The following is a 26,364-nucleotide window of genomic DNA, read 5'->3' as shown; positions in this document are numbered from 1 at the left end:
TCTCCTTCTGGTATCATACTTCTTTTAGAACAATCCGGTAATTTTACCGTCTTCTACATCAATTCCATTTGCTGCAGGTACTTTCGGAAGACCCGGCATGGTCATGATTGCTCCGGTAAGAGCAACAACAAATCCTGCTCCTGCATTTACATAGACTTCACGGATATGGATATCAAAGTTCTCCGGACGTCCAAGAAGCTTCGCATCATCGGACAGAGAATACTGGTTCTTTGCCATACATACCGGGAACTTGCCAAAGCCCATTGATTCAATTCGTGCAAGCTGTTTCTTTGCAGCAGGTTCATATACAACACTCTTTGCTCCGTAAATCTCTTTGCAGATTGTCTCGATCTTCTCTGCAATTGATAACTCATCACTGTAAATCGGATGATAATGGCTTTCTTTTTTCTCCAGAGTCTGTAATACTTTCTCTGCCAGCTCTTTTCCGCCGTCTCCGCCTTTACCCCATACTTCTGCAAGAGCAAATTCGCAGCCTCTGTCTTCGCAGAACTTACGGATAAATTCGTATTCTGCTTCAGTATCACTGACAAATGAATTCAAGGTAACCACAACCGGAACGCCGAATTTCTGCAGGTTCTCAATATGCTTTTCAAGATTTACAATTCCTTTTGCAAGAGCATCCAGATTTTCTTCGTTCAGTTCGTCTTTTGGCACGCCACCATTGTATTTTAATGCACGTACCGTTGCAACCAGAACTACAGCGTCCGGTTTCAGTCCCGCCATACGGCACTTGATATCCATAAACTTCTCTGCACCCAGATCCGCACCGAATCCCGCTTCTGTGATCGTGATATCACTCAGCTTAAGTGCCATCTTGGTTGCACGTACACTGTTGCAGCCATGTGCAATATTTGCGAACGGGCCACCGTGTACCAGTGCCGGTGTATGTTCCAGAGTCTGAATAATATTCGGCTTGATCGCATCCTTTAACAGTGCTGTCATTGCACCGGTTGCATGAAGCTGGTCAGCTGTAACCGGTTCTCCGGAAAATGTATAGGCAACAATGATTCTGCCAAGACGTTTTTTCAGATCTTCCAGATCGTCTGCCAAACATAAAATTGCCATAATTTCGGACGCAACCGTGATCACAAAATGATCCTCTCTTACCATTCCGTCCATTTTATTTCCAAGACCAACTACTACATTACGCAGTACACGGTCATTCATATCTACACACCGTTTCCACACAACCTGTCTCGGATCGATTCCAAGAGCATTTCCTTGCTGGATATGGTTGTCAAGAAGAGCTGCAAGTAGGTTATTTGCCGATGTGATCGCATGAAAATCTCCGGTAAAATGAAGATTCAGATCTTCCATCGGTACAACCTGTGCATAACCGCCACCGGCAGCACCGCCTTTAATTCCAAAGCAAGGTCCGAGCGATGGCTCGCGCAGAGCGATCAGAGCTTTTTTACCTAGCTTTGCCATTGCCTCTCCAAGTCCAACGGTAATCGTCGTCTTCCCCTCTCCCGCCGGAGTCGGATTGATTGCAGTAACAAGTACCAGCTTTCCATCTGGTCTGTCTTTTACTCTTTCCATCAGTTCATCCGATAATTTTGCCTTATACTTGCCGTAAAACTCAAGGTCTTCCTCTTCAATTCCAACCTTTGCTGCAACCTCGCGAATATGGAGCATCTCTGCCTCCTGTGCGATCTGAATGTCTGTTTTCATAATTATATCCTCCCTTTTTTCTTCTGCGTTTCTTAAACTGATTCTTCTATGTATTGCTCAAACTGTTCCATAGACATCAGTACTTTTCTTGGTTTGGTACCTTCTTCTTCTCCTACGACTCCCGCCTCGGCAAGCTGATCCATAATCCGCGCCGCACGGTTAAACCCGATCTTAAACACCCGTTGGAGCATTCCGATCGATGCTTTGTCTTTTTCAATGATAAACTTTCCTGCATCTACAAAGTAGACATCTTTGTCGTCCTCGGAAGTTGCTCCTCCCGCAGATACATTCTGATTACTATTCACCTGCTTCTGGATTTCTTCACTGTAGGCTGCGCCTCCGCTGTTCTCTTTCAGGAAATCAACCACTGCCTGGACTTCTTTATCAGAAACAAAAGCCCCCTGAACACGTACCGGCTTCTGATAGCCAGCCGGATAGAACAACATATCGCCTTTTCCCAGCAGCTTCTCCGCGCCATTCATATCAATGATGGTACGGGAATCCACACCGGATGATACAGAAAATGCTATTCTTGATGGCATATTCGCCTTAATCAGACCGGTAATGACATTAACCGATGGTCTCTGCGTTGCAAGAACCAGATGAAGTCCTGCCGCACGCGCAAGCTGTGCCAGACGGCAGATCGCCTCTTCCACTTCTCCAGGTGCAACCATCATCAGGTCTGCAAGTTCGTCTACGATGATTACAATCTGTGGAAGTTTCTGTGCTTTATTCGGATCATCAATATCTTTAATGTTCTCGACTTTATCATTGTAACCTTTCAGATCACGGACATTATACTCGGCAAAAAGCTGATAACGTCTGTTCATTTCCGCAACCGCCCAGTTCAAAGCTCCTGCTGCCTTCTTCGGATCCGTTACAACCGGGATCATCAGATGTGGAATTCCATTATATACACTTAATTCCACCACCTTTGGATCTACCATGATCAGCTTCACATCCTCCGGTTTTGCTTTGTAGATAATACTCATAATGATCGTATTGATACAGACAGATTTACCGGATCCGGTAGCTCCTGCGACAAGCAGATGCGGCATCTTTGCGATATCTGATACCACCACTTTACCTGAAATGTCACGACCTGTCGCAAATGCGATCCGTGATCTACTTTTCTTAAATTCATCTGATTCCAGAAGATCACGCAGCATAACTGCAGTATTTTCCTTATTCGGAACTTCAATGCCGACCGCTGCTTTTCCCGGGATCGGTGCCTCAATACGGATATCAGCCGCCGCCAAGTTCAGCTTGATGTCATCCGCAAGTCCTACGATCTTGCTGACTTTCACCCCCATCTCAGGCTGTAACTCATAGCGTGTGACAGAAGGTCCGCAGCTGATATTAGTGATTGTAACATTCACACCGAAGGTTTGAAGTGTCTTCTGGAGCTTTGCTGCTGTCTCCCGCAGATGCGCATCCGAATCTCCGGAGTTTTTACTTCCATGCTTCAACAGACTAAGAGGTGGAAAGCGGTATTCCCTGACCGGTTTCTCACTTTTTGCAATCGTATCTGCAACAGCAGCCACCTCTTTTGGGATATCTGCCTTAACTTTTGAATTTCCGGAGACCTGTCTTTTTATTCCGTCTTCTGTCTTCCCCGCTGATAAATTTTCTTCAGCCACATCTGTCTGTATATCTTTACCGGACTCCGTCTTTTTTTCTGCTTCCTGCATCGCTCCTTTTAAGAACTTCGGGAGTTTTTCTTTCACCGGCTCAAGGGGAACCGGTTCCGGATCCGGGATCAGCTCTGTAGCGGAAAGGGGCATCGCACGATTGATCACTACATCATCCAGTGCAATTTTCCCAGTCTGTTCCATAATGTGCTTTGCAGCCGCTTCTTCTGCACCGGCAAGCACGCTGCTCATATCCTTCCGGCTGCGTCTGGTAGCTTTCTTTTCTGTGCTTTCCTTTGCTTCTTTTCCGGCTTTTTCTTCTGCTTTTTCTGCCTCGTTCTCTTTTCCTCCAACTGTCGAATTAAAGGAAACGCCGCTTACCTGATAATCAACACGCATAGCTTCCCGTCTTGCCCTGCGTTCCTCAGCCTCTTCTTTACGCTTCTGCATGTCCTCTCTGGCACGGTCATACGCTTTTTCCCCGCCGATCTTCATTCCTTTTAAAATAGACTTTTCTGTGATAAGGACTACACAGATCACCATTAAAATGATCACGACAACATATGTACCAACTTTACCGATTGCCGGCACCAGTCTGACCGCAATTGCCTTTCCAACAGATCCGCCTTTTTCATCGATCAGTTCAAAGAGCACACAGCACTGAACCAGTAATACAACGCCTGCAACAGTCTTAATATATGCGATCCTGTTTCCTTTATTGGAAACCACAAACGCGACTCCACAAAATAAAAGCAGTGGAAATACATACGCCATCCAACCCATCATTCCCTGCTGCAGTGCTGCAATCTTTCTTCCAAATGCACCTGCAAGCCCGAAATTGCTGATTGTGAGCAGAATCCCTACCGCAAGTGTCACCCAGATCAGAATCTCCGTTGCAAGAAATGATTCTTCCTGCGGCACAGCTTTTGATGTGGTATTCTTTCTGGTTGTCTTCGCAGATTTTGCAGACTTTGCACTTGTCTTCTTCGTAGGCTGCCGCTTTTTCGCCGTGCTCTGCTTTGCATTTTTCTTTGTTCCGGTTGTCTTTGAAGCCATCAAACTTCCCCCTTGTATTTATACTCTTTATCTTGTAATCAAATGACCGATTCCTTCTCCTCTCTCCCCAGATATAGTATCCGGAATCAGTCATCAAAAGTGTATACTTGTACATACTATTTTATTATAGCATCCTCTTCGCCTTATGTCATCTCATAATTTTTATCAGTATTTTCCATTTTTTCATCAATCATTTCATGCAATTTATTTAATGCATCTCTTATTCCGCCAACTTCATCAATGAGTCCTTCCTCCACTGCACGTTTTCCTTCCAGCATTGTCCCCACATCTTTGACAAGCTGTGTGGAATCCAGCATCAGTTCTTCAATCCGCTCCTGTGACATTCCGGAATGCTCTGCAAGGAATCCGGTGATCCGGTCTTGCGTCTTTTCAATATTCCGCAGGCTTTGTGCCACACCGATGAACATTCCGCTTGTCCGCACCGGGTGAATGATCATCGTCCCACTTGGAACAATAAAAGAATAATCTGCCGACACAGCAAGAGGGCCACCGATAGAATGACACCCTCCAAGTACCAGAGATACTGTCGGTTTGCTTAAAGACGCGATCATTTCCGCAATCGCAAGTCCCGCCTCCACATCTCCGCCCAGTGTATTTAAGAGAATCAGCACACCATCAGTCTGAACACTGTTCTCAATCTGTGCCAGCTTTGGAAGCAGGTGCTCATACTTGGTTGCCTTTGTACTGCCGGAAACCGTCTCATGCCCTTCTACTTCGCCGATGATCGTGAGTAGCTCGATCTGATGATTCCGACGTCGGTCAAGCGAAAGCATTCCCATTTCTTTAACATGTTCATCTTCTTCCTTTGTGGTTTCCGGCTCCGTCTCTCTGACTTCCTTTTCTTTATTTTCCATATTTTCTACAGTCTGTTCCCTGCTCTTTTTCTTGCGTATCTGGTATTCTTTTACATCCGTTTCTTCCTGTATTTTCATTGCCGCATTCCTCCGTTCTTTTTAGCTTAGTATGGACAATGCTTATGAAAATATGCAGGATTTTCGCCACAGAAATGAATCGCAGATTCTTGTAGCGACACAAATCTGTACCTGATTCACTGTATATGCAAAAGAGAATGCGACTCGGCACATTCTCTTTGATTTAAACATTATGAAAATAAATATTTCCTGCGCAGGCTATATACCATATCCGTATAAATCTTGCGGCATGCCTCCAGATTATCGGATTCGATCATGGAAACACATGGGTGAAGATAACGACTCCAGATATCTGCATATACATCTTCTGAATTTTCCATCCGGTTGATCCGGTTTACGATTGTCGGAGCAATATCGTAATACTCGGCAACAATTTCTTCGCCGCCTTTCTGATTCACCAGATATTCATCTCTGTATCTTCTCATCAGATTCAGTTCGTAACAGTCATCCGGTTTGCCAAGGCTTGCACATACGGCTGTAGTAATATAGCAGAGACGTGATTTGAAGCCTCCCTGGATCTGCTCGAATTCCGATTTACTGATCTTTAGTTCCAGATCATGATCATTCCAGCGTTCGATCATGCAGTCTACAATCTCTTCACAAGCATCCATTCTGCCATAACGGAACATCGGGATCACATACGTAACCATGCCCAGATTATATTTCATAAGTACATTTTCTTTTTTTCTTTTTGAACTTTCCTGATCCAGTACTTCCCGCATTCTATCCGGCAGAACAGCAGCAATCTCTTCAATCTCTTCCTGTCTGTCTTCCGAATTCTCGCATTCCTGTGCAATCTCAGCAAAAAGCGGCTTATACTTCTCGTATGCATTTTTAAACGAATCCGCATAAGTCTTTTTATTGAAATCTCTGGAAATCGGAATAATCTGGTCAAACAGGTCATTCAGTCCATTCTGTATACTCTGATTCATTCAGGTTCCTCCCGGAATCGATCCTATGCTTCTTCCCAGTTATGATATACTTCCTGTACATCATCATCATCTTCAAGAAGATCAAGCGTCTTCTGAATGTTCTTGATATCTTCTTCGTTGTCCAAAGTTACCCATGTCTGTGGAATCATTGTAACTTCTGCGCTTGCCATCGGAATACCCACTTCTTCCAGAGCAAGACGAACCTCACTGAAATCATTCGGATCTGTAAGAATTTCAAAGCTGTCCTCTTCTTCCGAAAAATCTTCTGCTCCTGCATCCAGTGCCTGCATCATCAGATCATCTGCATCCAGTTCACATTCTTCTTTATCGACAATGATCTGTCCTTTCTGATCAAACATGAAAGAAACACATCCACTGGTTCCGATATTTCCTTTTCCCTTTGTGAAAGCGCTTCTTACATTAGAAGCAGTACGGTTACGGTTATCAGTAAGTGCATCAACGATGATTGCAGTTCCGTTCGGTCCGTATCCTTCGTATACGATGTGTTCGTAGTTGTTAGCATCTCCGTCTCCGGCTGCTTTTTTGATACTTCTGTCAATATTGTCATTTGGCATATTATTTGCTTTTGCCTTTGCAATCGCATCACGGAGTCTGCTGTTGTTAGCCGGATCAGCTCCGCCTCCTTCTTTGACTGCTACAGCGATTTCACGACCGATCTTCGTGAATACTTTTCCTTTTGCTGCGTCGTTTTTTTCTTTTTTATGCTTGATATTCGCAAATTTTGAATGTCCTGACATTACTTTTTACCTCTCTTCAGTATTTTTACTATTCTCAATTGTACTATTTTATCACTTTTTTGTCCTACTGACAAGGACTTTGCGTATTGTATTATTATCAACTGACAATACATGGAACAGATAGCCTCCGAATTCCACCTGACATTCTTCATCTTCCGAAGGAATTCTGTCCAGGCAGTCGATCAGATAACCATTGATCGTATCATAATCTTCTTCGTTGAAACTGATTCCCAGAAGCTCTTCCAGATCCTCCAGCTGTGTCATACCATCCACGATATATGTACCATCTGCCTGTTTGATGATCAGCTCTTCTTCCTCATCATACTCATCCTGGATATTTCCAACGATTTCTTCTACAATATCTTCCATCGTTACGATCCCTGATGTCTGTCCATACTCATCCAGCACGATCACCATATGGCTCTTGTCCTGCTGCATCTGTTGAAACAGTTTGTCAATCGCCTTTGTTTCCGGGATAAATCCTGCCGGACGGATGGCATCCTTCAGATCATGCACTGGTTTTTTCCTTGCCGGACCGTCCAGATAGCTCTGCATCGCATCCCGGATATGAAGAATCCCCACAATGTTGTCAATATCTTCTTCATAAACCGGGAATCTGGATTTGTTCTCCTCCAGCATAAAGGTAAGTGCCTTTTCCAGAGATTCCTCTCCATCCAGTGCTACGATATTTTTTCGGTGCGTCATGATATCTTTTGCATCCGAATCCATATATTCAAAAATGTTGGTGATCATCTTCATCTCACGTCTTGTCAGAACACCTTTTTCATAGCCTTCCAGTACTTTTTCAATGATTTCTTCTGCAATTTTCTCTTTATCTTCATTGTCAGAAAATACATTTTTCATTTTCTGAAGTAAATTACCTTCCGTTTCCATTGCTTTCCATACTTCTCCTCTTTTATGTATGAAGCATCAGGCTGACGCACAGCGCTTCATCGACTTTTCTCATAAGCTCTTTGTCTACCCGGCACACGTAATCCTTCAGTCTCTGTTTATCGATAGTCCGAATCTGCTCCAGAAGGACAACAGAATCCTTGACGATTCTGTACCTTTTTGCATCGATTTCCACATGTGTCGGCAGCTTCGCTTTATTCATCCTTGAAGTGATCGCGGCACAGATAACGGTCGGACTGTGCCGGTTCCCGACATCATTCTGGATGACAAGAACCGGACGCACACCGCCCTGCTCCGAACCGACTACCGGACTTAAATCCGCATAATAAATATCTCCACGCCTGATCTGCACTTCTTTCACACTCCGCTTATCAAGATACTTTCATTATTGCCAGCTTTCTCCTGCTGTATTCATATCTCTTTCGAAGTGCATCCCCGCATTTTAGAAATAATCGACCTGCTCTACAACTTTTCCGTCACGCAGATATTCCCTCGGAACACGTTTATTGATATCACAGATAAATTCATAGTTAAATCTACCGCTCAGACCGGCAAGCTCATCTATTGAAAGATAAGCATCCCCATCGTGGCCGACCAGTGTTGCCCTGTCACCAAATTTCACATCCGGAATTCCGGTCACATCTACCATAAACTGATCCATACAGACTCTGCCAAGGATCGGTGCCTTCTGACCATGGATCAGAACATATCCTTTGTTGGAAAGACTTCGTGGGTATCCGTCTCCATATCCCGTCGGGATCGTGGCGATCTGCATCCTTTTCTGGGCAACAAAGGTGCCTCCGTAGCTGACTTCCGTACCCTTTTCAATCCATTTCACATAAGTCACATGCGCGATCAGCTCCATTGCCGGCCGGAGCGGAACTGCCTCCTTATTGACTTCATCTGACGGATACAGTCCATAGGTAGAAATCCCGGCTCTCTCCAGATTCATTCCAAGCTTTGGCATATCAATGATACTTGCACTGTTTGCACAGTGATAATAAGTAAATTCCATACCTTCTGCTGCAAGATGTTCTTTCATCCACAGAAAAGCACGGATCTGTTCCAGTGTCGTGGTCTTATCCGTCTCATCTGCCTTTGAAAAATGGGTAAACATTCCTTCACAATCCGTATAAACAAGTCTGCCGATCTTAAGGATCTCCTCTACACTTTCTTTCGCTACCGGAAAGCCAAGTCTTGACATTCCTGTATCGATCTTAATGTGCAAATATGCCTTCTTCCCCATACGGTATGCGGTCTCATCCGCAAGCTTCGCAAGCTCATAGCTGTAGGTTGTCATGCGGATCTCATGACGGATCATCTCTTCCAGCTGGTCCGGGAAAATACATCCCAGGCAAAGAATCGGCTTCTGAATGCCGGCTTTTCTGAGTACAACACCTTCATCCAGAGTTGCGACCGCATAGCCCCAGACATAGTCCACATCTTCCAGCATTCTTGAAATCGGCACCGCTCCATGACCATAACCATCTGTCTTGATGACCACGACCATCTTGGTCTCTTTTTCTATATTTGCATGCATCATTTCCATGTTATACATCACCGCATCCAGATCGATCACCGCACGCAGTCTGCTGTATTTCTTCATTCTGTCATATCCTCCAATTCCTTAAGTGTTCTGCCGAGCATTTTCAAGAGATCACCCGCAAGCACACTGTAAGAGCCAAGTTCTTTTCTGGCATGATCTCCGCACAGACCATGCAGATAAACGCCAAGCACAGCGGCATCATCCGGTCTCATATGCTGTGCCATAAGTCCGGTGATCATTCCTGCAAGCACATCTCCCGATCCGGCCTTTGCCATTGCCGCATTACCGGTGGTATTGATTATAAGTCTTCCCTCTGGCGCTTTCACAAGTGTCCTGCTGTCTTTCAGTACACAGACAGCATGGACTTTTTCTGTATATTTCCTTAATAGCTCTCTTCTGTTGTCTTTTAATTCCTGTACGCTGTATCCGGTCAGTCTGGACATTTCTTTCATATGTGGAGTAAGTACATATCCGGAAGGATTCATCCGAATCTGTTCGATCCCCCACTCATCGGTCTTTGCCAGAAGGTTCAGTCCGTCCGCATCAATAACAGCCGGGTTTTTATTATTCTCAAGCACCTTTTTCAGTAATTCCTCCGAATGCGGTCCCATACCGAGTCCGCATCCAACACAGAGCACATCCGCCCATTCCAGCAAATCCGGAAGTTCTTCAAATGATTCTGTCTCATCCAGAGAATAGGTCGTCATTACCGCCTCCGGTAAAAGTTCCTGTAAGATTGCCCGGTTACTTTCCTCCGTATAAATCCGGACAAGACCTGCTCCCGAAAGATATGCTGCCCTGGCACTTAAATATGCTGCACCGGACATTCCTTTGCTTCCGGTAATCATCAGAACCTTTCCATAAGTCCCTTTATTAGAATCCGGTTTCCTTTGCGGAAGCATTGCCGGCACATCGGATTTTTCAAGTGCCATGCAGATTTCTTCTTCCGCAAAAAACTCCGGTCTGGTAATTCCGATCGGCGCTGTAACAAGCTTTCCTGTATACTCACATCCCGGATATAGGATCTGTCCCATCTTCTGAAACGCAAAGGTCACTGTAAGATCTGCTTTAAATGCCGTTCCAAGCACTTTTCCATCATCCGAACGGATCCCTGAAGGAGTGTCGACTGCCACCTTACAGGCAGTCATCCGATTCATCTGATCAATCACCTCTGCGTATCTGCCTTTTATTTCACGGGATAGGCCAATACCGAATACGGCATCTATAATAACACTATATTCTTTCTGTGGCAAACTGTTTCCTACAGATATTCCCAGATTTTCCAGAATTTTCATCTGGATTTTTGTTTCTTCACTACGATGGTCATAATTTCCGACCAATACTACATCTGGATGATTTCCTTCTTCTACGAGCATCCTTGCAATTGCGAATCCGTCACCACCGTTATTGCCACTTCCACACACGACCAGTGCTTTCGACAAATCTATGTCTTCTGCTTTCATCGCAGCCACACACTGAAGTGCCGCCCGTTCCATCAGGACAAGGGACGGGACCTGCATCTTCTGTATCATTCTCTGATCCGATCTTCTCATCTGATCTGCTGTCAGTATTTCTTTCATATCCGGTCTCCCATACATTTAATTTTCAAAAAGGTGCAGGAAAAAACTTTCCTGCACCTCTGCCTTCTGGTCTGCTTTGCCTACTTTCCTTCATGTTCTTCATTGTATCTGGTGATATTATAAGATAATCTCATCAGACTTTCAGACAAATGAACATTCTCCACAATAATATTATCCGGCAGATTCAGATCTGTATGCGCAAAATTCCAGATAGCCTTAACTCCATTATCTACCAGGAGATTGGCAACCTCTACTGCTTTTGTCTTCGGAATCGTAAGAACCCCGATCTCAATATCGTTTTCTTTCACAAAATCCTTCAATTCATCCATCATACGGATCTCAACTCCACGGATCGTCAATCCGGCAAGCCTTGGGTTTACGTCAAACAGCCCTTTTAAAACAAATCCCCGATTTTCAAATGCTGCATAGTTCGCCAGTGCCTGTCCAAGATTTCCTGCTCCAATGATAACGAATTTATGTTTCTCGTTCAGTCCAAGGATCTTACCTATCTCTGTATAAAGATACTTTACATTATAGCCATATCCCTGCTGTCCAAATCCACCAAAATTATTCAGATCCTGACGGATCTGTGAAGCAGTTACTTTCATTCTTTTACTTAATTCATTGGATGATATCCGTTCGACTCCGCTCTCCAGTAGTTCCCCTAAATAACGATAATACCGCGGAAGCCTCCTTATTACTGCCTGAGATATTTCTCTTGATGCCACTTTCACTTCCACCTTCCTATTTTCTGACTCATTATTTTTAATTATATAAGAATCCAGTGAAAAAGTCAAATTTTATAGTTGTTTTTTGTCGTATTTCAGCTATAATTATGTTACTGTGAGCAGTAACATAATTGCCACTTTAACAGGAGGATATAAAAATGATACTGGCATGTCATAATCTGTCAAAAAGTTTTGGGGATCAGGTCATCGTAAAAGACGGATCCTTTCATATAGAAAACCATGAAAAAGCCGCCCTTGTAGGTCTTAACGGAGCCGGCAAATCCACGATCCTCAAGATGATCGTAGGACAGCTTTCTCCCGATGCAGGGACGGTTGTTCTTACTAAAGGCAAAACTCTCGGCTACCTTGCACAGCATCAGGAGATGGAAAGCGGCAATACTATTTACGAAGAAGTCCGCACGGCAAAAGCTGAAGTTATTGAGATGGAAAAGCAGATCCGTACGATCGAAATGGAACTTCCGTCTCTTTCCGGAGATGCTCTTGAAGCACGTCTTGCCACTTATCAGAGACTGACTTCTGCGTTTGAACACGCAGACGGTTACGCTTATAAAAGTGAGCTTACCGGCGTTCTAAAAGGTCTCGGATTTACAGAAGAAGAATTTACCAAACCCGTAGATTCTTTATCCGGTGGTCAGAAGACCCGTGTATCTCTTGGCAAGCTCCTTCTTACCAAGCCTGACGTCCTGCTTCTGGATGAGCCAACCAACCACCTGGATATGAACTCCATCGCATGGCTGGAAACCTATCTTCTGAATTATCCGGGTGCTGTTCTTATCGTATCCCACGACCGCTATTTCCTGAACCGTGTGGTTACAAAGGTGATTGAAGTCGAGCAGGGACAGCTTCATACTTATATGGGCAATTATTCTGATTTTGCTGTCAAAAAAGAACAGCTCAGAGAAGCCAAATTAAAAGAATACTTGAATCAGCAGCGTGAGATCAAACATCAGGAAGCCGTGATCGAAAAGCTCCGTTCATTTAACCGTGAGAAATCCATCAAGCGTGCCGAAAGCCGGGAAAAAATGCTGGATAAGATGACGCTTGTTGACAAACCGATGGAGATCAACACCGACATCCATCTGAAGCTGGAGCCTTCGCGTATTAGTGGCAATGATGTCCTTTCTGTCAAAGGATTAAGCAAAGCATTTCCGCCACAGACACTTTTCACAGATATCAGTTTCGAGATCAAGCGTGGGGAACATGTAGCCATCATTGGCGACAACGGAACCGGAAAAACTACGCTTCTCAAGATTCTGAACAATGTGATCCAGGCAGACAGCGGTTCCTTTACACTGGGTGCCAATGTGGAGATCGGTTACTACGATCAGGAACACCACGTCCTTCATATGGATAAGACGATCTTTGAAGAAATTTCCGATGATTATCCGACACTTACCAACACACAAATCCGGAACATGCTTGCTGCTTTTCTTTTTACCGGAGATGATGTTTTCAAGTTGATCGGTGATTTAAGTGGTGGTGAAAGGGGACGTGTATCTCTGGCAAAGCTGATGCTCTCCAATGCGAATTTCCTGATCCTCGATGAGCCGACCAACCATTTGGACATTACTTCCAAGGAAATTCTCGAGCGGGCCCTGAACGATTATACCGGTACGATACTTTATGTATCCCACGACCGTTATTTCATCAACCAGACTGCCACCCGTATTCTGGAACTGACCGGCAATACCTTTGTAAATTATATCGGCAACTATGATTATTATCTGGAGAAAAAAGATCTTCTGACCCCGGCTGTTTCCACAGCTGCTTCCGAAGACGCACCGGCGCAGGTTTCCGAATCCAAACTAAGCTGGCAGGAGCAGAAAGAAGAACAGGCACGTCTCCGTAAAAGGCAGAACGACCTGAAGAAAACAGAAGAACGTATCGGTGTTCTGGAAACACGTAATGGCAAAATCGATGAACTGATGATGCAGGAAGAAGTCTATACGAATTCTGTTAAATGCCAGGAACTGGCAAAAGAAAAAGCAGCAAACGAAGCAGAACTCGAAGAACTCTATGAAAAATGGGAAGAACTGGCTGAATAAGCCAGTTCTTCCCATTTTCCTGTCAGAGATACGCCCTTCATGCATTCCCTGCTCTTTTTATAATCTTTCTGCAATCGCTTTAATAAACCCTTCACTGTTCAGTACATGTACCTCCGGAAGAGTTGTGATCATTGCCAGATCCTTTGTCATATAACCCTCTTCAATCGTATCAATCGTTGCTTTTTCCAAACGGTCTGCAAAATCCATCAGTTCCTGGTTCCCATCCAGTTCTCCTCTCTTGCGCAAAGCTCCTGTCCATGCAAAAATTGTTGCAACAGAGTTTGTTGAAGTCTCTTCCCCTTTCAGGTGTTTATAATAATGACGCTGTACTGTTCCATGTGCAGCTTCATATTCATAAAAGCCTTCCGGTGATACCAGTACAGATGTCATCATGGCAAGTGAACCAAATGCTGAGGAAACCATATCACTCATCACATCCCCGTCATAATTCTTACATGCCCAGATATAACCACCCTCTGACTTCATTACACGGGCTACCGCATCATCGATCAGTGTGTAGAAATATTCAATTCCCGCTTCATCAAAAAGGTTCTTATACTCCGCATCAAAGATCTCCTGGAAGATATCTTTGAAAGTATGGTCATATTTTTTGGAAATGGTATCTTTTGTTGCAAACCAAAGATCCTGCTTTGTATCCAGTGCATAACTAAAACAGCTTCTTGCAAAACTTTCAATCGATGCATTGATATTGTGCATTCCCTGGATAATACCTGCTCCATCGAAATTATGGATCAGCTCTCTTGTCTCTGTTCCGTCAGGTGCCGTGTAGACCAGCTCTGCCTTTCCAGGTCCCGGAATCTTCATCTCGGTTCCTTTATATACATCCCCATAAGCATGACGGGCAATCGTGATCGGCTTCTTCCAGTTCTTTACACATGGTTCAATTCCTTTTACCACGATCGGAGCACGAAATACCGTTCCATCCAGAATCGCACGGATTGTTCCGTTCGGACTCTTCCACATCTCTTTGAGTTCATATTCTTTTACTCTTGCCGCATTCGGTGTAATGGTCGCACATTTGACTGCTACTTTGTACTTCTTTGTTGCATTAGCCGAATCAACTGTAACCTGGTCATCTGTCTCATTGCGGTGTTCCAATCCAAGATCATAATAATCTGTCTTAAGATCGATATACGGCAGAAGAAGATCATCTTTTATCATCTTCCAGAGAATTCTGGTCATCTCATCTCCGTCCATCTCAACAATCGGTGTCGTCATCTGAATTTTACTCATAACTTCGTCTCCTTTTTGGCTATTCTTCTTCGATATGCAGGTTCTCCATAACATGCATAATATGGATCGTTGCCAGATTGCCGGCTTTTTCCGCATCCTTCGCCTTGATGGCATTCAGGATCTCGTTATGCTCACCAATCGACTTGATCGCACGCTCTTCTGTCTTAACGGAAGTCCTTCTTGCAAGCTGTACATATTTGTGAAAATCTGAAAGCACATGATCCAGAATCCTGCTCTGTGATGCCTCATACAGAATCTGATGGAATCTTCCATCCAGCTCTGTCAGCTGATCGGAATGTCCTTTATCCATATGATACTCGGATAAAAGAATGATCTCATCCAGTTCTTCCAGCTGCTCCTGTGTAATATGTTCTGTTGCCCAACGGACACATAATCCTTCCAGCATGGAACGAATCATATAAATATCATGTACATCCTTATCGGAAATACCGGTAACATAAGCTCCTTTATTTGGGATGATGTTCACCAGTCCCTCCAGTTCCAGCTGTCTAAGTGCCTCTCTTACCGGTGTACGGCTAACTCCAAGTTCCTTCCCCAATGTTGCTTCCCTGAGTTCGTCATTTTCTTCATACTTACCTTTCAGAATGTCATCTCTGATAGTTTGAAAAACCTGACTTCTCAATGAATACTCTTCCATTTTATCTCTCTCCTGAATTTCGTTAGATTGTAATCCCCTTTTCGTCACAGATTCTCTCAATCTCCCGTATTAGTTCCTGATCTGTGAGTACGGTCACACGGCCGGATTCATATTCCGCGTCAACCCACTTCTTCAATTCTACAACTAAAATGGAATTCTTGTCTACCTGTTTCTCATTTTTCAGGTGATAATATGTATTTATCCAGTGTGCAATACCTGCAAGGCCGGAAGTATTTGACACAGCAACCAGCGGTGGACGGTTCAGAAACTTGCCGGTATCAAACACATTGTAGATTTCTTCGTTCTTTAACAGTCCGTCTGCATGGATCCCCGCACGGGTTACATTGAAATTCTTTCCGACAAACGGGGTACGCGGCGGAATCTGATATCCAATCTCTTTTTCATAATATTCTGCCAGTTCAGTAATCACCGTTGTATCCATACCATCCAGCGTTCCACGAAGCTGCGCATATTCAAAAATCATCGCTTCCAGCGGCGTATTGCCGGTACGTTCACCGATTCCAAACAAGGAACAGTTCACACCACATGCTCCATAAAGCCAGGCCGTTGTAGAATTGTTGACTGCCTTGTAAAAATCATTGTGTCCATGGAATTCGATCAGTTCACTCGGTACACCTGCATGTACTCTGAGTCCGTAAATGATACCAGGAATGGAACGAGGAATCACAGCCCCCGGATAGTTGACTCCGTATCCCATTGTATCACAGACACGGATCTTCACCGGAATCTGATACTCTTCCATCAGATGCATAAGTTCCAGACAGAATGGAATTACAAATCCATAAATATCCGATCTGGTAATATCTTCCAGATGGCATCTTGGACTGACACCGGTCTCCAGACATTCACGTATAACTGACAGATAATGTTCCATCGCCTCTCGTCTTGTCATCTTCAGTTTATAAAAAATATGATAATCCGAACAGCTTACCAGGATTCCGGTTTCCTTCATTCCCAGATCTTTTACCAGCTCAAAATCCTTTTTATTTGCACGGATCCAGCTTGTGATCTCCGGGAACTTATAACCTCTTTCCATACATTTATATACGGCATCACGGTCTTTTTTGCTGTATAAGAAAAATTCACTCTGACGAATCTTCCCCTGCGAACCTCCAAGTCTGTGCATATAATCGAAAATGGTTACAATCTGATCCGTTGAATAGGGTGCTCTCGACTGCTGTCCGTCCCTGAATGTCGTATCCGTGATCCAGATCTCATCCGGCATACTGTGCGGTACAATACGATCATTAAACGCAATCTTCGGAATCTCATCATAATGAAACAGGTTCCGGAACACATTCGGTGTGTCCACGTCTACCAGCGGGTACATATGCTCCTCAAGTTGCAATAAATTTGTATGCTTATCCAGATAAACCTTCCTATTTTCCATAACCGTCACTCCCTGACCTGTATTTTTGTATTATTGTATACAACTATACCTTCTATGTCAACCCAATTTTCCTCATTTCGTGACTTTAACCTAGTATTTCATTCAATTAAAGTGCTAATTGGTTAAATTTCCATATTTTTCCATCTATATCTCCCGTCTTTAACAAGCACCCAATCACATTTGCAGTCTCTATCCCCTCTCCCTCACTATGAAGCAGTCCTTCCCTTTTAACCAATTCCGTTCATTGGCCGGGCGAGAAAAAGAATCTCTTCCAATCCTATTTTGTGCAATGGAGATGAAACTCAGAAATTATGGAAGCCTCTGCTGACATAATTTTCACCTTCAGAGGTTCATCGGAATGGTTTGCACAACCTGGATTGGAAGAGATTCTTTTTCTCGCCCGACCTAACAACCTTATTTTCAAAAAAAGACAGCCTCATCCCTCACCAGGGGATAAGACTGTCCTCTCAAACATTCTAATATAACTTCGCACTGATCAGCTTCGGTCTGAACCCGGCTGCCTCCAATGCCGCAATGATCCGGTTCTTATGATCGGTTCCAAATGCTTCCAGTGTCACACGAAGCTCCACAGCCGCATTCCGGTTAATACTTACAAACTGATTATGTTCAAGTTTGATCACATTTCCCTGCTCTTCTGCAATCGTCTGTGCCACTTTTACCAGTTCACCCGGTTTATCCGGAAGAAGTACCGATACAGAGAAGATACGGTCTCTCTGGATCAGTCCGTGCTGTACAACTGAAGACATGGTAATAACATCCATGTTTCCGCCGCTTAAGATAGATACTACTTTCTTACCTTTCAGATCCAGCTGTTTTAAAGCTGCAACGGAAAGAAGACCGGAGTTTTCTACTACCATTTTATGGTTTTCCACCATATCAAGGAATGCTCCGACCAGTTCATCGTCTTCTACAGTTACGATCTGGTCTACATTTTCCATGACGTATGGGAGATTCTGTTCCCCGACTTTTTTTACTGCTGTACCATCTGCGATCGTGTTGGCACTTGGAAGTGTTACGGTATGTCCTGCTTCGATTGCAGCAGTCATACTTGCTGCTTCTGCCGGTTCCACACCGATCACTTTGATCTTTGGATTCAGCATTTTCGCAAGTGTAGATACACCTGTGATCAGTCCGCCGCCCCCGATCGGTGTAAGGATATAATCAACGGTTGGGAGTTCCTGGACAATTTCCATTGCAATCGTTCCCTGTCCGGTAGCTACATCCAGATCATCAAACGGATGTACAAAAGTATATCCGTACTCTTCTGCAAGCTCATAGGCCTTTGCACAGGCATCGTCATAGACATCTCCGTGTAAAACAACCTCGGCGCCATAGCTCTTGGTACGGTTTACCTTGATCAGCGGAGTGACAGTTGGCATAACAATCGTCGCCTTACATCCAAACGCTTTTGCCGCATATGCCACACCCTGCGCATGGTTTCCTGCTGAAGCTGTGATCAGACCTTTTGCACGATCTTCTTCAGAAAGTGTGCTGATCTTGTAATAAGCTCCTCTTAATTTGTATGCACCTGTGTACTGCATATTTTCCGGTTTCAAATAGACCTTTCCCCCGGTCTGGCTACTGAGATACTCACTGTAGATAAGCTTTGTCGGACGTGTCACACGTTTTACGATCTCGCTTGCTTCTTCAAATTTTTCCAATGTCAGCATATTATTATTCTTCTCCTTCTTCCTTCTTTTCTTCTGTTGTAAATAATGCCTGTACAAATTCGTCGGAATCGAATTTCTGCAGATCATCGATTGTCTCACCGACACCTATATATTTAACAGGAATTCCAAGCTCTGCCTGAATTGCAACTGCAATTCCACCTTTGGCCGTTCCATCCATCTTAGTCAGGATAATTCCTGTAATATCCGCAACATCACTGAATTCCTTTGCCTGTGAAAGTGCATTCTGTCCGGTCGTTGCATCCAGAACGACCAAAGTTTCCCTGTATGCTTCCGGATATTCTCTTTCCAGCACACGGTTAATCTTCTTCAGTTCCTCCATCAGGTTCTTTTTATTGTGAAGTCTTCCGGCTGTATCCACCAGAAGGATATCTGCCTTTCTCGCTTTTGCAGCCGCTACCGCATCATAAACGATGGCTGCCGGATCTGCACCTTCCTGTCCGCCGATCAGATCTGCATCCGAACGATGTGCCCATTCCTTTAATTGATCGCCCGCAGCTGCACGGAAAGTATCTGCTGCAGCAAGCACAACTTTCTTGCCCTGACCTCTCATCTTACCGGCAAGTTTTCCGATAGTAGTCGTCTTTCCGACTCCATTTACTCCGATCACCAGAACAACAGAAGTCTGGTTTTCAAATTCATAAGCTGTCTCGCCTACATCCATCTGCTCTTTGATACTGTCGATCAGGAGCTGTCTGCACTCAATCGGCTCTTTGATATGCTGTTCTTTTACTTTTTTACGAAGATCATCAAGAATCGCGTAAGTTGCTTTTACCCCCAGATCTCCCATGATCAGAACCTCTTCCAGTTCCTCATAAAAGTCCTCATCTATCTTTGAAAATCCATGAAAAATACTGTCCATTCCAGACACGATATTATCGCGCGTCTTGTTAAGTCCTGCTACCAGACGTTTAAAAAATCCCAATTTTTCTTCTGCCATCATATCCTCCTATCCACTACTTTGTAAGCTCATCTTCCAAAAGATCCACAGATACCAGCGTTGATACCCCTTTTTCCTGCATAGTGATCCCATACAGCCGGTCTGCCGCTGTCATCGTACCGCGACGGTGTGTAATGACGATAAACTGTGTATTTTTCGTCAGCTTGTGCAAATACTGTGCAAATCGCGTGACATTAGAATCATCCAGTGCCGCCTCGATTTCATCCAGCAGACAAAACGGGGAAGGTTTCAGATTCTGGATTGCAAACAGCAGCGAAATCGCCGTCAACGCCTTTTCTCCACCGGAAAGCTGCATCATATTCTGAAGTTTTTTACCCGGCGGCTGCGCAATGATCCGGATTCCGGCTTCCAGCACATCCTCATCATCCATCAGTTCCAGAGTTCCTTTTCCACCACCGAACAGTTGTTTAAACACCTGATTAAACTCCTGGCTGATCTTCGCAAACTGCTCAGTAAACTGCTTGCGCATCGCCTCGTCCAGCTCTTCAATGATCTTCTTGAGCGTTGCTTCTGCCTCTACCAGATCATCATGCTGCGTTTTCATAAATTCATACCGCTCGGAAAGATTTTTAAAATCTTCGATCGCATTGACGTTCACCGATCCGAGTTTCCGGATCTCCGTCTTTAATTCCTGGATCCGCCTTCGCATCTCGGCAGGATCTGTCAGACTCTCATCCCGGATTTCCAGTGCATGATTATACGTCAGTTCGTACTCTTCCCACATATAATTGATCTGCTTTTCCAAAGCTTCCTCGTAGCCTTCTTTCTTGCTGGTAAGCCGGAAGGATTCTTTATCAAGCTCTGCCATATGAGCTGCCAGATCTTCTCGCTTTTTCAGGAATGCCTTATGCTTCTGATTCAGTTCTTCCCGCTTTTTCTGCGATTCTTCGATCTCTTTGTTAATTTCCTCAAATAATTCCTTTGAATTCTCTATTGTCTGCCGGATCTCGGTAATCTGTGCTTCCTTTTGCTCTATTTCACCGTGATTCTCTCCTTTGCTTGCATTTAAAGTGGCAAGCTCTTCCTGGAATTTTCCCATCTCTTCCCGGATACGGACAAAATTCTCCTCAATAAAATCTTTTTTCTGCTCCAATGCAGCAAAACTGAGGTGAATATTTTCATTTTTGCGCACTTCTGCAGCTTCTGTCTCACGCTCTTTTTCCAGCCACTTCTGTGAACTTTCCATCTGGCGTGTCAGCTCGTCCTCCAGTTGCTGGCTGGTCTCCAGTTCCATTTTGATTGATTCTTCGTTTTCCTCGATCTCATGAACCTGTTCTTCCAGTTTCTTGCGCTCCGCATAAATTCCTTCTGAATTTTCTCTGGTCGCATTTTGACGGCTTTTTACCTGATCCAGATTCATCTTCGCAGTATTTTGAACCACATAGTCATTCTGCAATTCCTGCTGGATCTCTTCCACCTTTGCATACAGCGCCGTCCGCTTCTCCTTTGCGGCCGCAACTTCTGCTTCCGATTTCTGGAGTTCTGTTTTCAGACGCGCAACCGTCTTTTCCAGTTCTTCAATCTCACGTCTTCTGCTGAGCAGATTACTGGAATTCTTAAATGCTCCACCACTCATTGCTCCGCCAGGATTGATCAGATCTCCTTCCAGCGTAACGATACGCAGAGACTGACGATACTTTCTTGCCAGACGGATCCCAGTATCAATGTTGTCTGCCACAAGAGTTCTTCCAAGAAGATGCTCTGCAAGAGATGTAAATTTATCTTCTACCGTTACCAGCTTGTCCGCCGTGCCGATCACACCCGGCTCGCGAAGGGCTTCTGCCCTGGCAAATCCCTGTCCCCCATGAATCGCTGTCAATGGAAGGAAAGTTGCACGGCCATACCGGTTCTGCTTCAGATAACCAATCATTTTTTTTGCAGTCTCTTCGTCTGCAGTAACAATATTCTGGATACTGCCTCCAAGTGCGATCTCCACCGCAGTCTCATATTTTTTATCTACTTTGATCAGATCAGCCACAACCCCCAGGATTTTCGGCTCACGGCTTTTCTGCTCCATCACACGACGGATACTGTTCCCATAACCATCGTAACGCTCCGTAAGGTTCCTCAGAGACTCCAGACGAGAGTACTCCCTGTGATAAGCATTCTGCCTGTTTCGCAGGTTTTCATTTGCCTGTCCGATCTCTTTTTGCAGTCCGGTAATCTCTGTTTCATAGTTTTTGATCTGTTCTACAGAATCCGTGATCTTCCCTGATACTGCCTTCAGTTCTTCCGTATACTGCGCGGCAAGTTCCTGTTGCCTCTGTACATCACTCTCCGCTTCTACCAGACGTTTGTAAAGCAGTGCCCGGCGTACCTTGATCTGTTCAAGCGTCGTTTCATAATGCTGCAGCTTTGCCTTCGTGGATGCACGGTTATTCAGAAGCTCACGGATATCGTTCTGATTCTTTTCAATCTCCACTGTCATCTCTGCAATCCGGCTCTGCAGGGCAGTCAGCTCCTCTCCTGCCTGCTTTTGTCTCTCAGATGCTGCTGCAAGATGTCTGTCGATCTCTGCTTTTTCTTCTTCCAGTTCGGATTTCTGCCTTTCACGGTTTGCAAGCTCTGCCTGAATATCGTTTGCGCGTTTTTCATAGTGTTCATCATTCATACGGACACTGTTGATCTGCTCTTTTAAAAGCTCGATCTGGTTTTCCAACTGCTGCTTCAGAAGTGTTGTCTCATTTCTCTGGCTTTTTGCATGCTCGATTCCGGCGTCGATCTCATCTACTTCCTGCTCGATCTTCTCATACTGCGCCTTCATATCTTCATGCTTTTTGCCGGCTTCAGTGAGTTCATCCTGCGCAATCTTCAGCTTCTCATCGTTTTCCCGGATCTGCCCCTTCAGACGTTTCATCTCCACCAGGAACATATTGATGTCATAATGCTTCAGTTCTTCTCTCTTTTTCAGATATTCCTTCGCTGTCTCCGACTGTTTCTGAAGCGGACCAAACTGCTTTTCCAACTCTCCCAAAATATCATTAACACGGACCAGATTGCTCTGCTCTTCTTCCAGTTTGCGAAGAGATAACGCCTTGCGGCGCTTAAATTTGACAATCCCGGCCGCCTCATCAAAAAGCTCTCGTCTCTCTTCCGGCTTACCGCTCAGGATCTTGTCAATCTGTCCCTGTCCGATGATCGAATATCCTTCTTTTCCGATACCTGTATCATAAAACATCTCATTGATATCTTTGAGCCTGCAGACACTGCCGTTGATCAGGTATTCACTTTCCCCCGAACGGTACAACTTTCTTGTGACTTTAACCTCTTCAAACTCCACCGGGAGTTTGTGATCTGAATTATCCAGTGTAATCGCAACCGATGCGTAGCTGAGGGGTTTCCGGTTTTCCGTACCGGAAAAAATAACATCCTGCATCGTACCTCCACGGAGCTGCTTCACCTTCTGCTCTCCGAGTACCCAGCGGACGGCATCCGCCACGTTACTTTTCCCACTTCCGTTCGGTCCGACGATTCCGGTGATCCCGTTATGAAATTCAAAGACAATCTTATTTGCAAAAGACTTGAATCCCTGTACTTCAATACTTTTTAAATACATGCCTCACTACTGTACCTTTCCTTCTTTCAGCTTCAGGATTGCCTGATAAGCCGCTTCCTGTTCGGCAGCCTTTTTGGTCCTTCCGATACCACATCCAAAGGCTTCTCCGCCGATCACAACCTCTACACGGAAGGATTTATTGTGGTCCGGTCCCTCTTCTCCTACCAGCTGGTAGACAATTCCTTTTTCCTGACCGCCCTGTACCATTTCCTGCAGGATAGTCTTGCTATCATAAAAGAGCCGTTTCCCTTCCAGGTCGTTTAAAATATATTTTAAAATAAACTCTTTCGCATTAGCAAAACCACCATCCAGATAAATCGCACCAATCAGTGCTTCCAATGCATCCGAGGTAATAGACTCTCTGAATCTTCCACCGGTCGCGTCCTCACCTTTCCCAAGCAGCAGATAACTTCCAAGTTCCAGATCCCGCGCACAAAATGCAAGTGCCTTCTCGCATACCATGCTTGCTCTTAACTTAGTCAGTTCTCCTTCCGGCATTGTCTGGTTCTCGAAAAAAAGATATTCGCTTGAAATCAGTTCCAGAACAGCATCTCCAAGGAATTCCAGACGTTCATTACAGTCTGCCTTCTTCATATGCTTTTCATTCACATAAGAGCTGTGCGTCACAGCATGTCTGAGCAAATGGCTGTCCTTGAAATTGTAGCCGATTTTTTCTTCCAGTTCCTTTACATTTCTGCTCATGATTGCTCCTCCAATTTTAAAAAAGGACACTCCCCAAAAATGGGGATGTCCCCTGTAATCATTTTCCCTAGTTAACAGCGTTCTTGATCTGTTCTACAGCATCACCTACTGTTGCGATCTTTTCTGCATCTTCATTTTCAATTTCGATATCAAATGCATCTTCAATTCCCATAATAATCTGGAAAATATCAAGCGAATCAGCTCCCAGATCATCTACAAATGTAGTGTCCATCGTAATTTCATCCGGGTTACATCCCATCACATCAACAATAATGTCTTTCAGTTTTTCAAATTCCATAATTCTTAATCCTTTCTGAGCTTATTCCTGTGCGGATTTTTCTTCCGCCTGAATACATTCTTTGATCTTTTCATTGATTCCTTCTTCTTTGAAGGTTACGCACTGCAAAATTGAATTGCAGACTTCTTTTGCCTTAGAACTGCCGTGTGTCTTTACTACCAGACCGGTGAGTCCAAGCAGTGGTGCTCCACCGTACTCACTTGCGTCAAAATCCTTCATAGTCTTTTTCAGCACCGGCTTAACCAGAAGTCCACCGATCATGCCGCGGAGATTCTGCTTCATACCGCCTTTGATCTTGCTTACAAGAACCGATGCTACTCCTTCATAGAGTTTCAGGATCACGTTGCCGGTAAATGCTTCACAGACGATAACATCTGCCTGTCCGTGAGGGATTTCTCTCGCTTCGATGCTTCCGATAAAGTTAATATCCTTACATTCTTTCAGCATAGGAAAAGTCTCCTTGACCAGGGCATTACCCTTTTCTTCCTCAGCTCCGATATTGACGATCGCAACCTTCGGATTCTTGACTCCCATAATATGTTCCATATAGATCGAACCCATCTTGGCAAACTGCACCAGATGTGAAGGTCTTGCATCTACATTCGCCCCACAGTCGATCAAAATGGAGAATCCTTTTTCTGTCGGGATCAGCGGTGCAAGCGGTGGTCTTTCCACCCCTTTGATACGTCCAACCAGAAGCTGTCCCCCGGCAAGAACCGCACCGGAACTTCCTGCTGAAACAAAAGCGTCAGCTTCTTTATCCTTCACCATCTTAAGACCTACCACAATGGATGAGTCTTTCTTTCTGCGGATCGCCATAACCGGCGGTTCTGCTGTCTCAATTACTTCCGATGTATGAACAACCGAAATCTGTTCTTTATTATATGTGTACCCGGAAAGTTCCTGATTGATGACATCTTCTTTTCCGACCAGGATCACATGGATCGCATCTGACTTCCCGACCGCCTCGACCGCACCTTTGATAATCTCATGCGGTGCGTTGTCTCCGCCCATTGCATCGACAACAACTTTTGTTATTTCTTTCATACTGTTACCTCCCAGCATTACTAAACCAATTCTACTAGACATGACCGTAAAAATCAATAATATTTAGCAGATTTAGGAAAATTAGGCAAAAAGAAAAGGAGTTAAGCAATACGCCTAACTCCTGTACTATAGCCTTTTTTAATTAGTTTTCTACAGTAACGATTTCTCTCTTGTTGTAAGATCCACAAGCTTTGCAAACTCTGTGTGGCATCATAAGTTCTCCACATTTGCTGCATTTCACCAGATTCGGTGCGCTCATTTTCCAGTTTGCTCTTCTCTTGTCTCTTCTTGCTTTAGAAGATTTATTCTTTGGACAAATTGACATAGGTTACACCTCCTTAAAATTCTTGTAAAGATCGCGGATAACTGACATTCTAGGGTCAAGACTGGTGTCTTCGCAGTCGCAGCTTCCCTCATTCAAGTTCTGACCACATACACTGCAAATCCCTTTACAGTCTTCGCTACATAGAACTTTCATCGGCCACCCTACTAAAATCTCGTTATAGAGCAGCTGCTCCACATCAAGATGATATCCGTCAATGTAATTCGCTTCATCGGATTCGCCATCATCTTCTCCGTCTGCCAGAGCTGTATTCACCTGCTTTTCAAAGGAAAGCGTGAAATCTGTCGGTACATCTGTAAGACATCTGTCACACGGAATGATTACCGTAAGACTTGTCTCACAACTGATATGAAGTTTTTTTTCGCCGGCATACTCGACATGAATATGCACAGGCTGTGTCCGGCTTACCGGAAATCTACTTCCGTTCACCTTCACTTCTTTCATCTCAGTGCCGACCACTTCGTCAATGGACTTATGCGGTTCAGATAAGACTTCGGACAGGTCAATTAACATAATTCTTTCTCCTGTTCACACCTAAACTATTATACCATGTAAATTCTTTTTGTCAAGG

22 protein-coding genes are annotated in these 26,364 nt (G+C 44.4%); 1 reads left to right on the top strand and 21 read right to left on the bottom strand.

The genetic code is table 11. The features are described from left to right. Nucleotides 1-24: 24 nt before the first annotated feature. The 10 genes from PGU50_RS15275 to PGU50_RS15230 form a co-directional block, all read right to left on the bottom strand. Nucleotides 25-1,692, bottom strand: coding sequence for a formate--tetrahydrofolate ligase (locus PGU50_RS15275; RefSeq protein WP_270247338.1), 1,668 nt, complete (start codon nt 1,690-1,692; stop codon nt 25-27). Nucleotides 1,693-1,724: 32 nt separating this feature from the next. After that, complete coding sequence (locus PGU50_RS15270; RefSeq protein ID WP_270247337.1) at nt 1,725-4,379, bottom strand: FtsK/SpoIIIE family DNA translocase; 2,655 nt, start codon at nt 4,377-4,379, stop codon at nt 1,725-1,727. 143 nt (nt 4,380-4,522) lie between these two features. After that, the gene (locus PGU50_RS15265; RefSeq protein ID WP_055156738.1) at nt 4,523-5,254 is read right to left on the bottom strand and encodes a ClpP family protease; all 732 of its coding nucleotides are present in this window, start codon (nt 5,252-5,254) and stop codon (nt 4,523-4,525) included. A gap of 248 nt (nt 5,255-5,502) precedes the next feature. Continuing rightward, entirely contained in the window at nt 5,503-6,264 is a 762-nt protein-coding gene (locus PGU50_RS15260; protein WP_117556718.1) for a CFI-box-CTERM domain-containing protein, read from the bottom strand. Between the two features lie 23 nt (nt 6,265-6,287). Then, nucleotides 6,288-7,022 (bottom strand): YebC/PmpR family DNA-binding transcriptional regulator, encoded by a 735-nt coding sequence (locus tag PGU50_RS15255; protein WP_270247336.1) that lies wholly within the window; start codon nt 7,020-7,022, stop codon nt 6,288-6,290. Nucleotides 7,023-7,073: 51 nt separating this feature from the next. Then, nucleotides 7,074-7,916 carry a hemolysin family protein gene (locus PGU50_RS15250; protein ID WP_022219891.1) on the bottom strand — a complete coding sequence of 281 codons (843 nt, stop codon included), beginning with the start codon at nt 7,914-7,916 and terminating at the stop codon, nt 7,074-7,076. A gap of 22 nt (nt 7,917-7,938) precedes the next feature. Further along, a complete protein-coding gene (locus tag PGU50_RS15245; protein ID WP_022219890.1) occupies nt 7,939-8,286 on the bottom strand; it encodes a type II toxin-antitoxin system PemK/MazF family toxin in 348 nt (115 codons plus the stop codon). Nucleotides 8,287-8,376: 90 nt separating this feature from the next. After that, on the bottom strand, nt 8,377-9,540 hold the full coding sequence (gene alr, locus PGU50_RS15240; RefSeq protein WP_270247335.1) for an alanine racemase: 1,164 nt from the start codon (nt 9,538-9,540) through the stop codon (nt 8,377-8,379). Continuing rightward, the gene (locus tag PGU50_RS15235; protein WP_270247334.1) at nt 9,537-11,060 is read right to left on the bottom strand and encodes an NAD(P)H-hydrate dehydratase; all 1,524 of its coding nucleotides are present in this window, start codon (nt 11,058-11,060) and stop codon (nt 9,537-9,539) included. The genes alr and PGU50_RS15235 overlap by 4 nt, the downstream gene beginning before the upstream one ends. Nucleotides 11,061-11,140: 80 nt before the next feature. Further along, entirely contained in the window at nt 11,141-11,788 is a 648-nt protein-coding gene (locus tag PGU50_RS15230; protein ID WP_022219887.1) for a redox-sensing transcriptional repressor Rex, read from the bottom strand. A gap of 158 nt (nt 11,789-11,946) precedes the next feature. On the opposite strand from PGU50_RS15230, the gene abc-f reads away from it, so the two are divergent. Continuing rightward, entirely contained in the window at nt 11,947-13,854 is a 1,908-nt protein-coding gene (gene abc-f, locus PGU50_RS15225; protein ID WP_270247333.1) for a ribosomal protection-like ABC-F family protein, read from the top strand. A 57-nt stretch (nt 13,855-13,911) separates the two neighbouring features. Here abc-f and PGU50_RS15220 read toward each other — a convergent pair whose 3' ends face one another. The 11 genes from PGU50_RS15220 to PGU50_RS15170 all read right to left on the bottom strand — a co-directional run bounded on the left by PGU50_RS15220 (nt 13,912) and on the right by PGU50_RS15170 (nt 26,306). Continuing rightward, a complete protein-coding gene (locus tag PGU50_RS15220; RefSeq protein ID WP_022219885.1) occupies nt 13,912-15,108 on the bottom strand; it encodes an NADP-dependent isocitrate dehydrogenase in 1,197 nt (398 codons plus the stop codon). Between the two features lie 19 nt (nt 15,109-15,127). Next, a complete protein-coding gene (locus PGU50_RS15215; RefSeq protein ID WP_118199452.1) occupies nt 15,128-15,766 on the bottom strand; it encodes a GntR family transcriptional regulator in 639 nt (212 codons plus the stop codon). A gap of 22 nt (nt 15,767-15,788) precedes the next feature. Beyond that, nucleotides 15,789-17,177 carry a 2-isopropylmalate synthase gene (locus PGU50_RS15210; protein WP_055248879.1) on the bottom strand — a complete coding sequence of 463 codons (1,389 nt, stop codon included), beginning with the start codon at nt 17,175-17,177 and terminating at the stop codon, nt 15,789-15,791. 476 nt (nt 17,178-17,653) lie between these two features. Further along, nucleotides 17,654-18,868, bottom strand: coding sequence for a threonine ammonia-lyase (gene ilvA, locus PGU50_RS15205; protein ID WP_270247332.1), 1,215 nt, complete (start codon nt 18,866-18,868; stop codon nt 17,654-17,656). A 4-nt stretch (nt 18,869-18,872) separates the two neighbouring features. Next, nucleotides 18,873-19,826, bottom strand: coding sequence for a signal recognition particle-docking protein FtsY (ftsY, locus tag PGU50_RS15200; RefSeq protein WP_118217799.1), 954 nt, complete (start codon nt 19,824-19,826; stop codon nt 18,873-18,875). Nucleotides 19,827-19,842: 16 nt separating this feature from the next. Then, a complete protein-coding gene (smc, locus tag PGU50_RS15195) occupies nt 19,843-23,403 on the bottom strand; it encodes a chromosome segregation protein SMC (RefSeq protein ID WP_270247331.1) in 3,561 nt (1,186 codons plus the stop codon). Nucleotides 23,404-23,409: 6 nt separating this feature from the next. Then, complete coding sequence (gene rnc, locus PGU50_RS15190) at nt 23,410-24,105, bottom strand: ribonuclease III (protein ID WP_022219880.1); 696 nt, start codon at nt 24,103-24,105, stop codon at nt 23,410-23,412. Nucleotides 24,106-24,172: 67 nt separating this feature from the next. Then, nucleotides 24,173-24,403: an acyl carrier protein gene (gene acpP / locus PGU50_RS15185; RefSeq protein ID WP_008372189.1), complete on the bottom strand. Its 231-nt coding sequence runs from the start codon at nt 24,401-24,403 to the stop codon at nt 24,173-24,175. Nucleotides 24,404-24,424: 21 nt separating this feature from the next. Continuing rightward, entirely contained in the window at nt 24,425-25,450 is a 1,026-nt protein-coding gene (gene plsX / locus PGU50_RS15180) for a phosphate acyltransferase PlsX (RefSeq protein WP_022219879.1), read from the bottom strand. A gap of 142 nt (nt 25,451-25,592) precedes the next feature. Continuing rightward, the gene (gene rpmF, locus PGU50_RS15175; RefSeq protein ID WP_008372209.1) at nt 25,593-25,775 is read right to left on the bottom strand and encodes a 50S ribosomal protein L32; all 183 of its coding nucleotides are present in this window, start codon (nt 25,773-25,775) and stop codon (nt 25,593-25,595) included. 3 nt (nt 25,776-25,778) lie between these two features. Beyond that, a complete protein-coding gene (locus PGU50_RS15170) occupies nt 25,779-26,306 on the bottom strand; it encodes a YceD family protein (protein WP_055156626.1) in 528 nt (175 codons plus the stop codon). Nucleotides 26,307-26,364 lie beyond the last annotated feature (58 nt).

It is taken from the genome of Coprococcus sp. AM11-30B (assembly GCF_027674365.1).
Lineage (GTDB): Bacteria > Bacillota > Clostridia > Lachnospirales > Lachnospiraceae > Allocoprococcus > Allocoprococcus comes.
Note: the sequence above shows the minus strand (reverse complement) of the source record. Positions and strands in the feature narration are given on the sequence as shown.

What these genes read in the sequence shown, in the direction of transcription:
- PGU50_RS15275 (WP_270247338.1), bottom strand. Translation starts at nt 1,692, where the DNA reads ATGAAAACAGACATTCAGATCGCACAGGAGGCAGAGATGCTCCATATT.
- PGU50_RS15270 (WP_270247337.1), bottom strand. Translation starts at nt 4,379, where the DNA reads ATGGCTTCAAAGACAACCGGAACAAAGAAAAATGCAAAGCAGAGCACG.
- PGU50_RS15265 (WP_055156738.1), bottom strand. Translation starts at nt 5,254, where the DNA reads ATGGAAAATAAAGAAAAGGAAGTCAGAGAGACGGAGCCGGAAACCACA.
- PGU50_RS15260 (WP_117556718.1), bottom strand. Translation starts at nt 6,264, where the DNA reads ATGAATCAGAGTATACAGAATGGACTGAATGACCTGTTTGACCAGATT.
- PGU50_RS15255 (WP_270247336.1), bottom strand. Translation starts at nt 7,022, where the DNA reads ATGTCAGGACATTCAAAATTTGCGAATATCAAGCATAAAAAAGAAAAA.
- PGU50_RS15250 (WP_022219891.1), bottom strand. Translation starts at nt 7,916, where the DNA reads ATGGAAACGGAAGGTAATTTACTTCAGAAAATGAAAAATGTATTTTCT.
- alr (WP_270247335.1), bottom strand. Translation starts at nt 9,540, where the DNA reads ATGAAGAAATACAGCAGACTGCGTGCGGTGATCGATCTGGATGCGGTG.
- PGU50_RS15235 (WP_270247334.1), bottom strand. Translation starts at nt 11,060, where the DNA reads ATGAAAGAAATACTGACAGCAGATCAGATGAGAAGATCGGATCAGAGA.
- abc-f (WP_270247333.1), top strand. Translation starts at nt 11,947, where the DNA reads ATGATACTGGCATGTCATAATCTGTCAAAAAGTTTTGGGGATCAGGTC.
- PGU50_RS15220 (WP_022219885.1), bottom strand. Translation starts at nt 15,108, where the DNA reads ATGAGTAAAATTCAGATGACGACACCGATTGTTGAGATGGACGGAGAT.
- PGU50_RS15215 (WP_118199452.1), bottom strand. Translation starts at nt 15,766, where the DNA reads ATGGAAGAGTATTCATTGAGAAGTCAGGTTTTTCAAACTATCAGAGAT.
- PGU50_RS15210 (WP_055248879.1), bottom strand. Translation starts at nt 17,177, where the DNA reads ATGGAAAATAGGAAGGTTTATCTGGATAAGCATACAAATTTATTGCAA.
- ilvA (WP_270247332.1), bottom strand. Translation starts at nt 18,868, where the DNA reads ATGCTGACATTGGAAAAATTTGAAGAAGCAAGCGAGATCGTAAAACGT.
- ftsY (WP_118217799.1), bottom strand. Translation starts at nt 19,826, where the DNA reads ATGGCAGAAGAAAAATTGGGATTTTTTAAACGTCTGGTAGCAGGACTT.
- smc (WP_270247331.1), bottom strand. Translation starts at nt 23,403, where the DNA reads ATGTATTTAAAAAGTATTGAAGTACAGGGATTCAAGTCTTTTGCAAAT.
- rnc (WP_022219880.1), bottom strand. Translation starts at nt 24,105, where the DNA reads ATGAGCAGAAATGTAAAGGAACTGGAAGAAAAAATCGGCTACAATTTC.
- acpP (WP_008372189.1), bottom strand. Translation starts at nt 24,403, where the DNA reads ATGGAATTTGAAAAACTGAAAGACATTATTGTTGATGTGATGGGATGT.
- plsX (WP_022219879.1), bottom strand. Translation starts at nt 25,450, where the DNA reads ATGAAAGAAATAACAAAAGTTGTTGTCGATGCAATGGGCGGAGACAAC.
- rpmF (WP_008372209.1), bottom strand. Translation starts at nt 25,775, where the DNA reads ATGTCAATTTGTCCAAAGAATAAATCTTCTAAAGCAAGAAGAGACAAG.
- PGU50_RS15170 (WP_055156626.1), bottom strand. Translation starts at nt 26,306, where the DNA reads ATGTTAATTGACCTGTCCGAAGTCTTATCTGAACCGCATAAGTCCATT.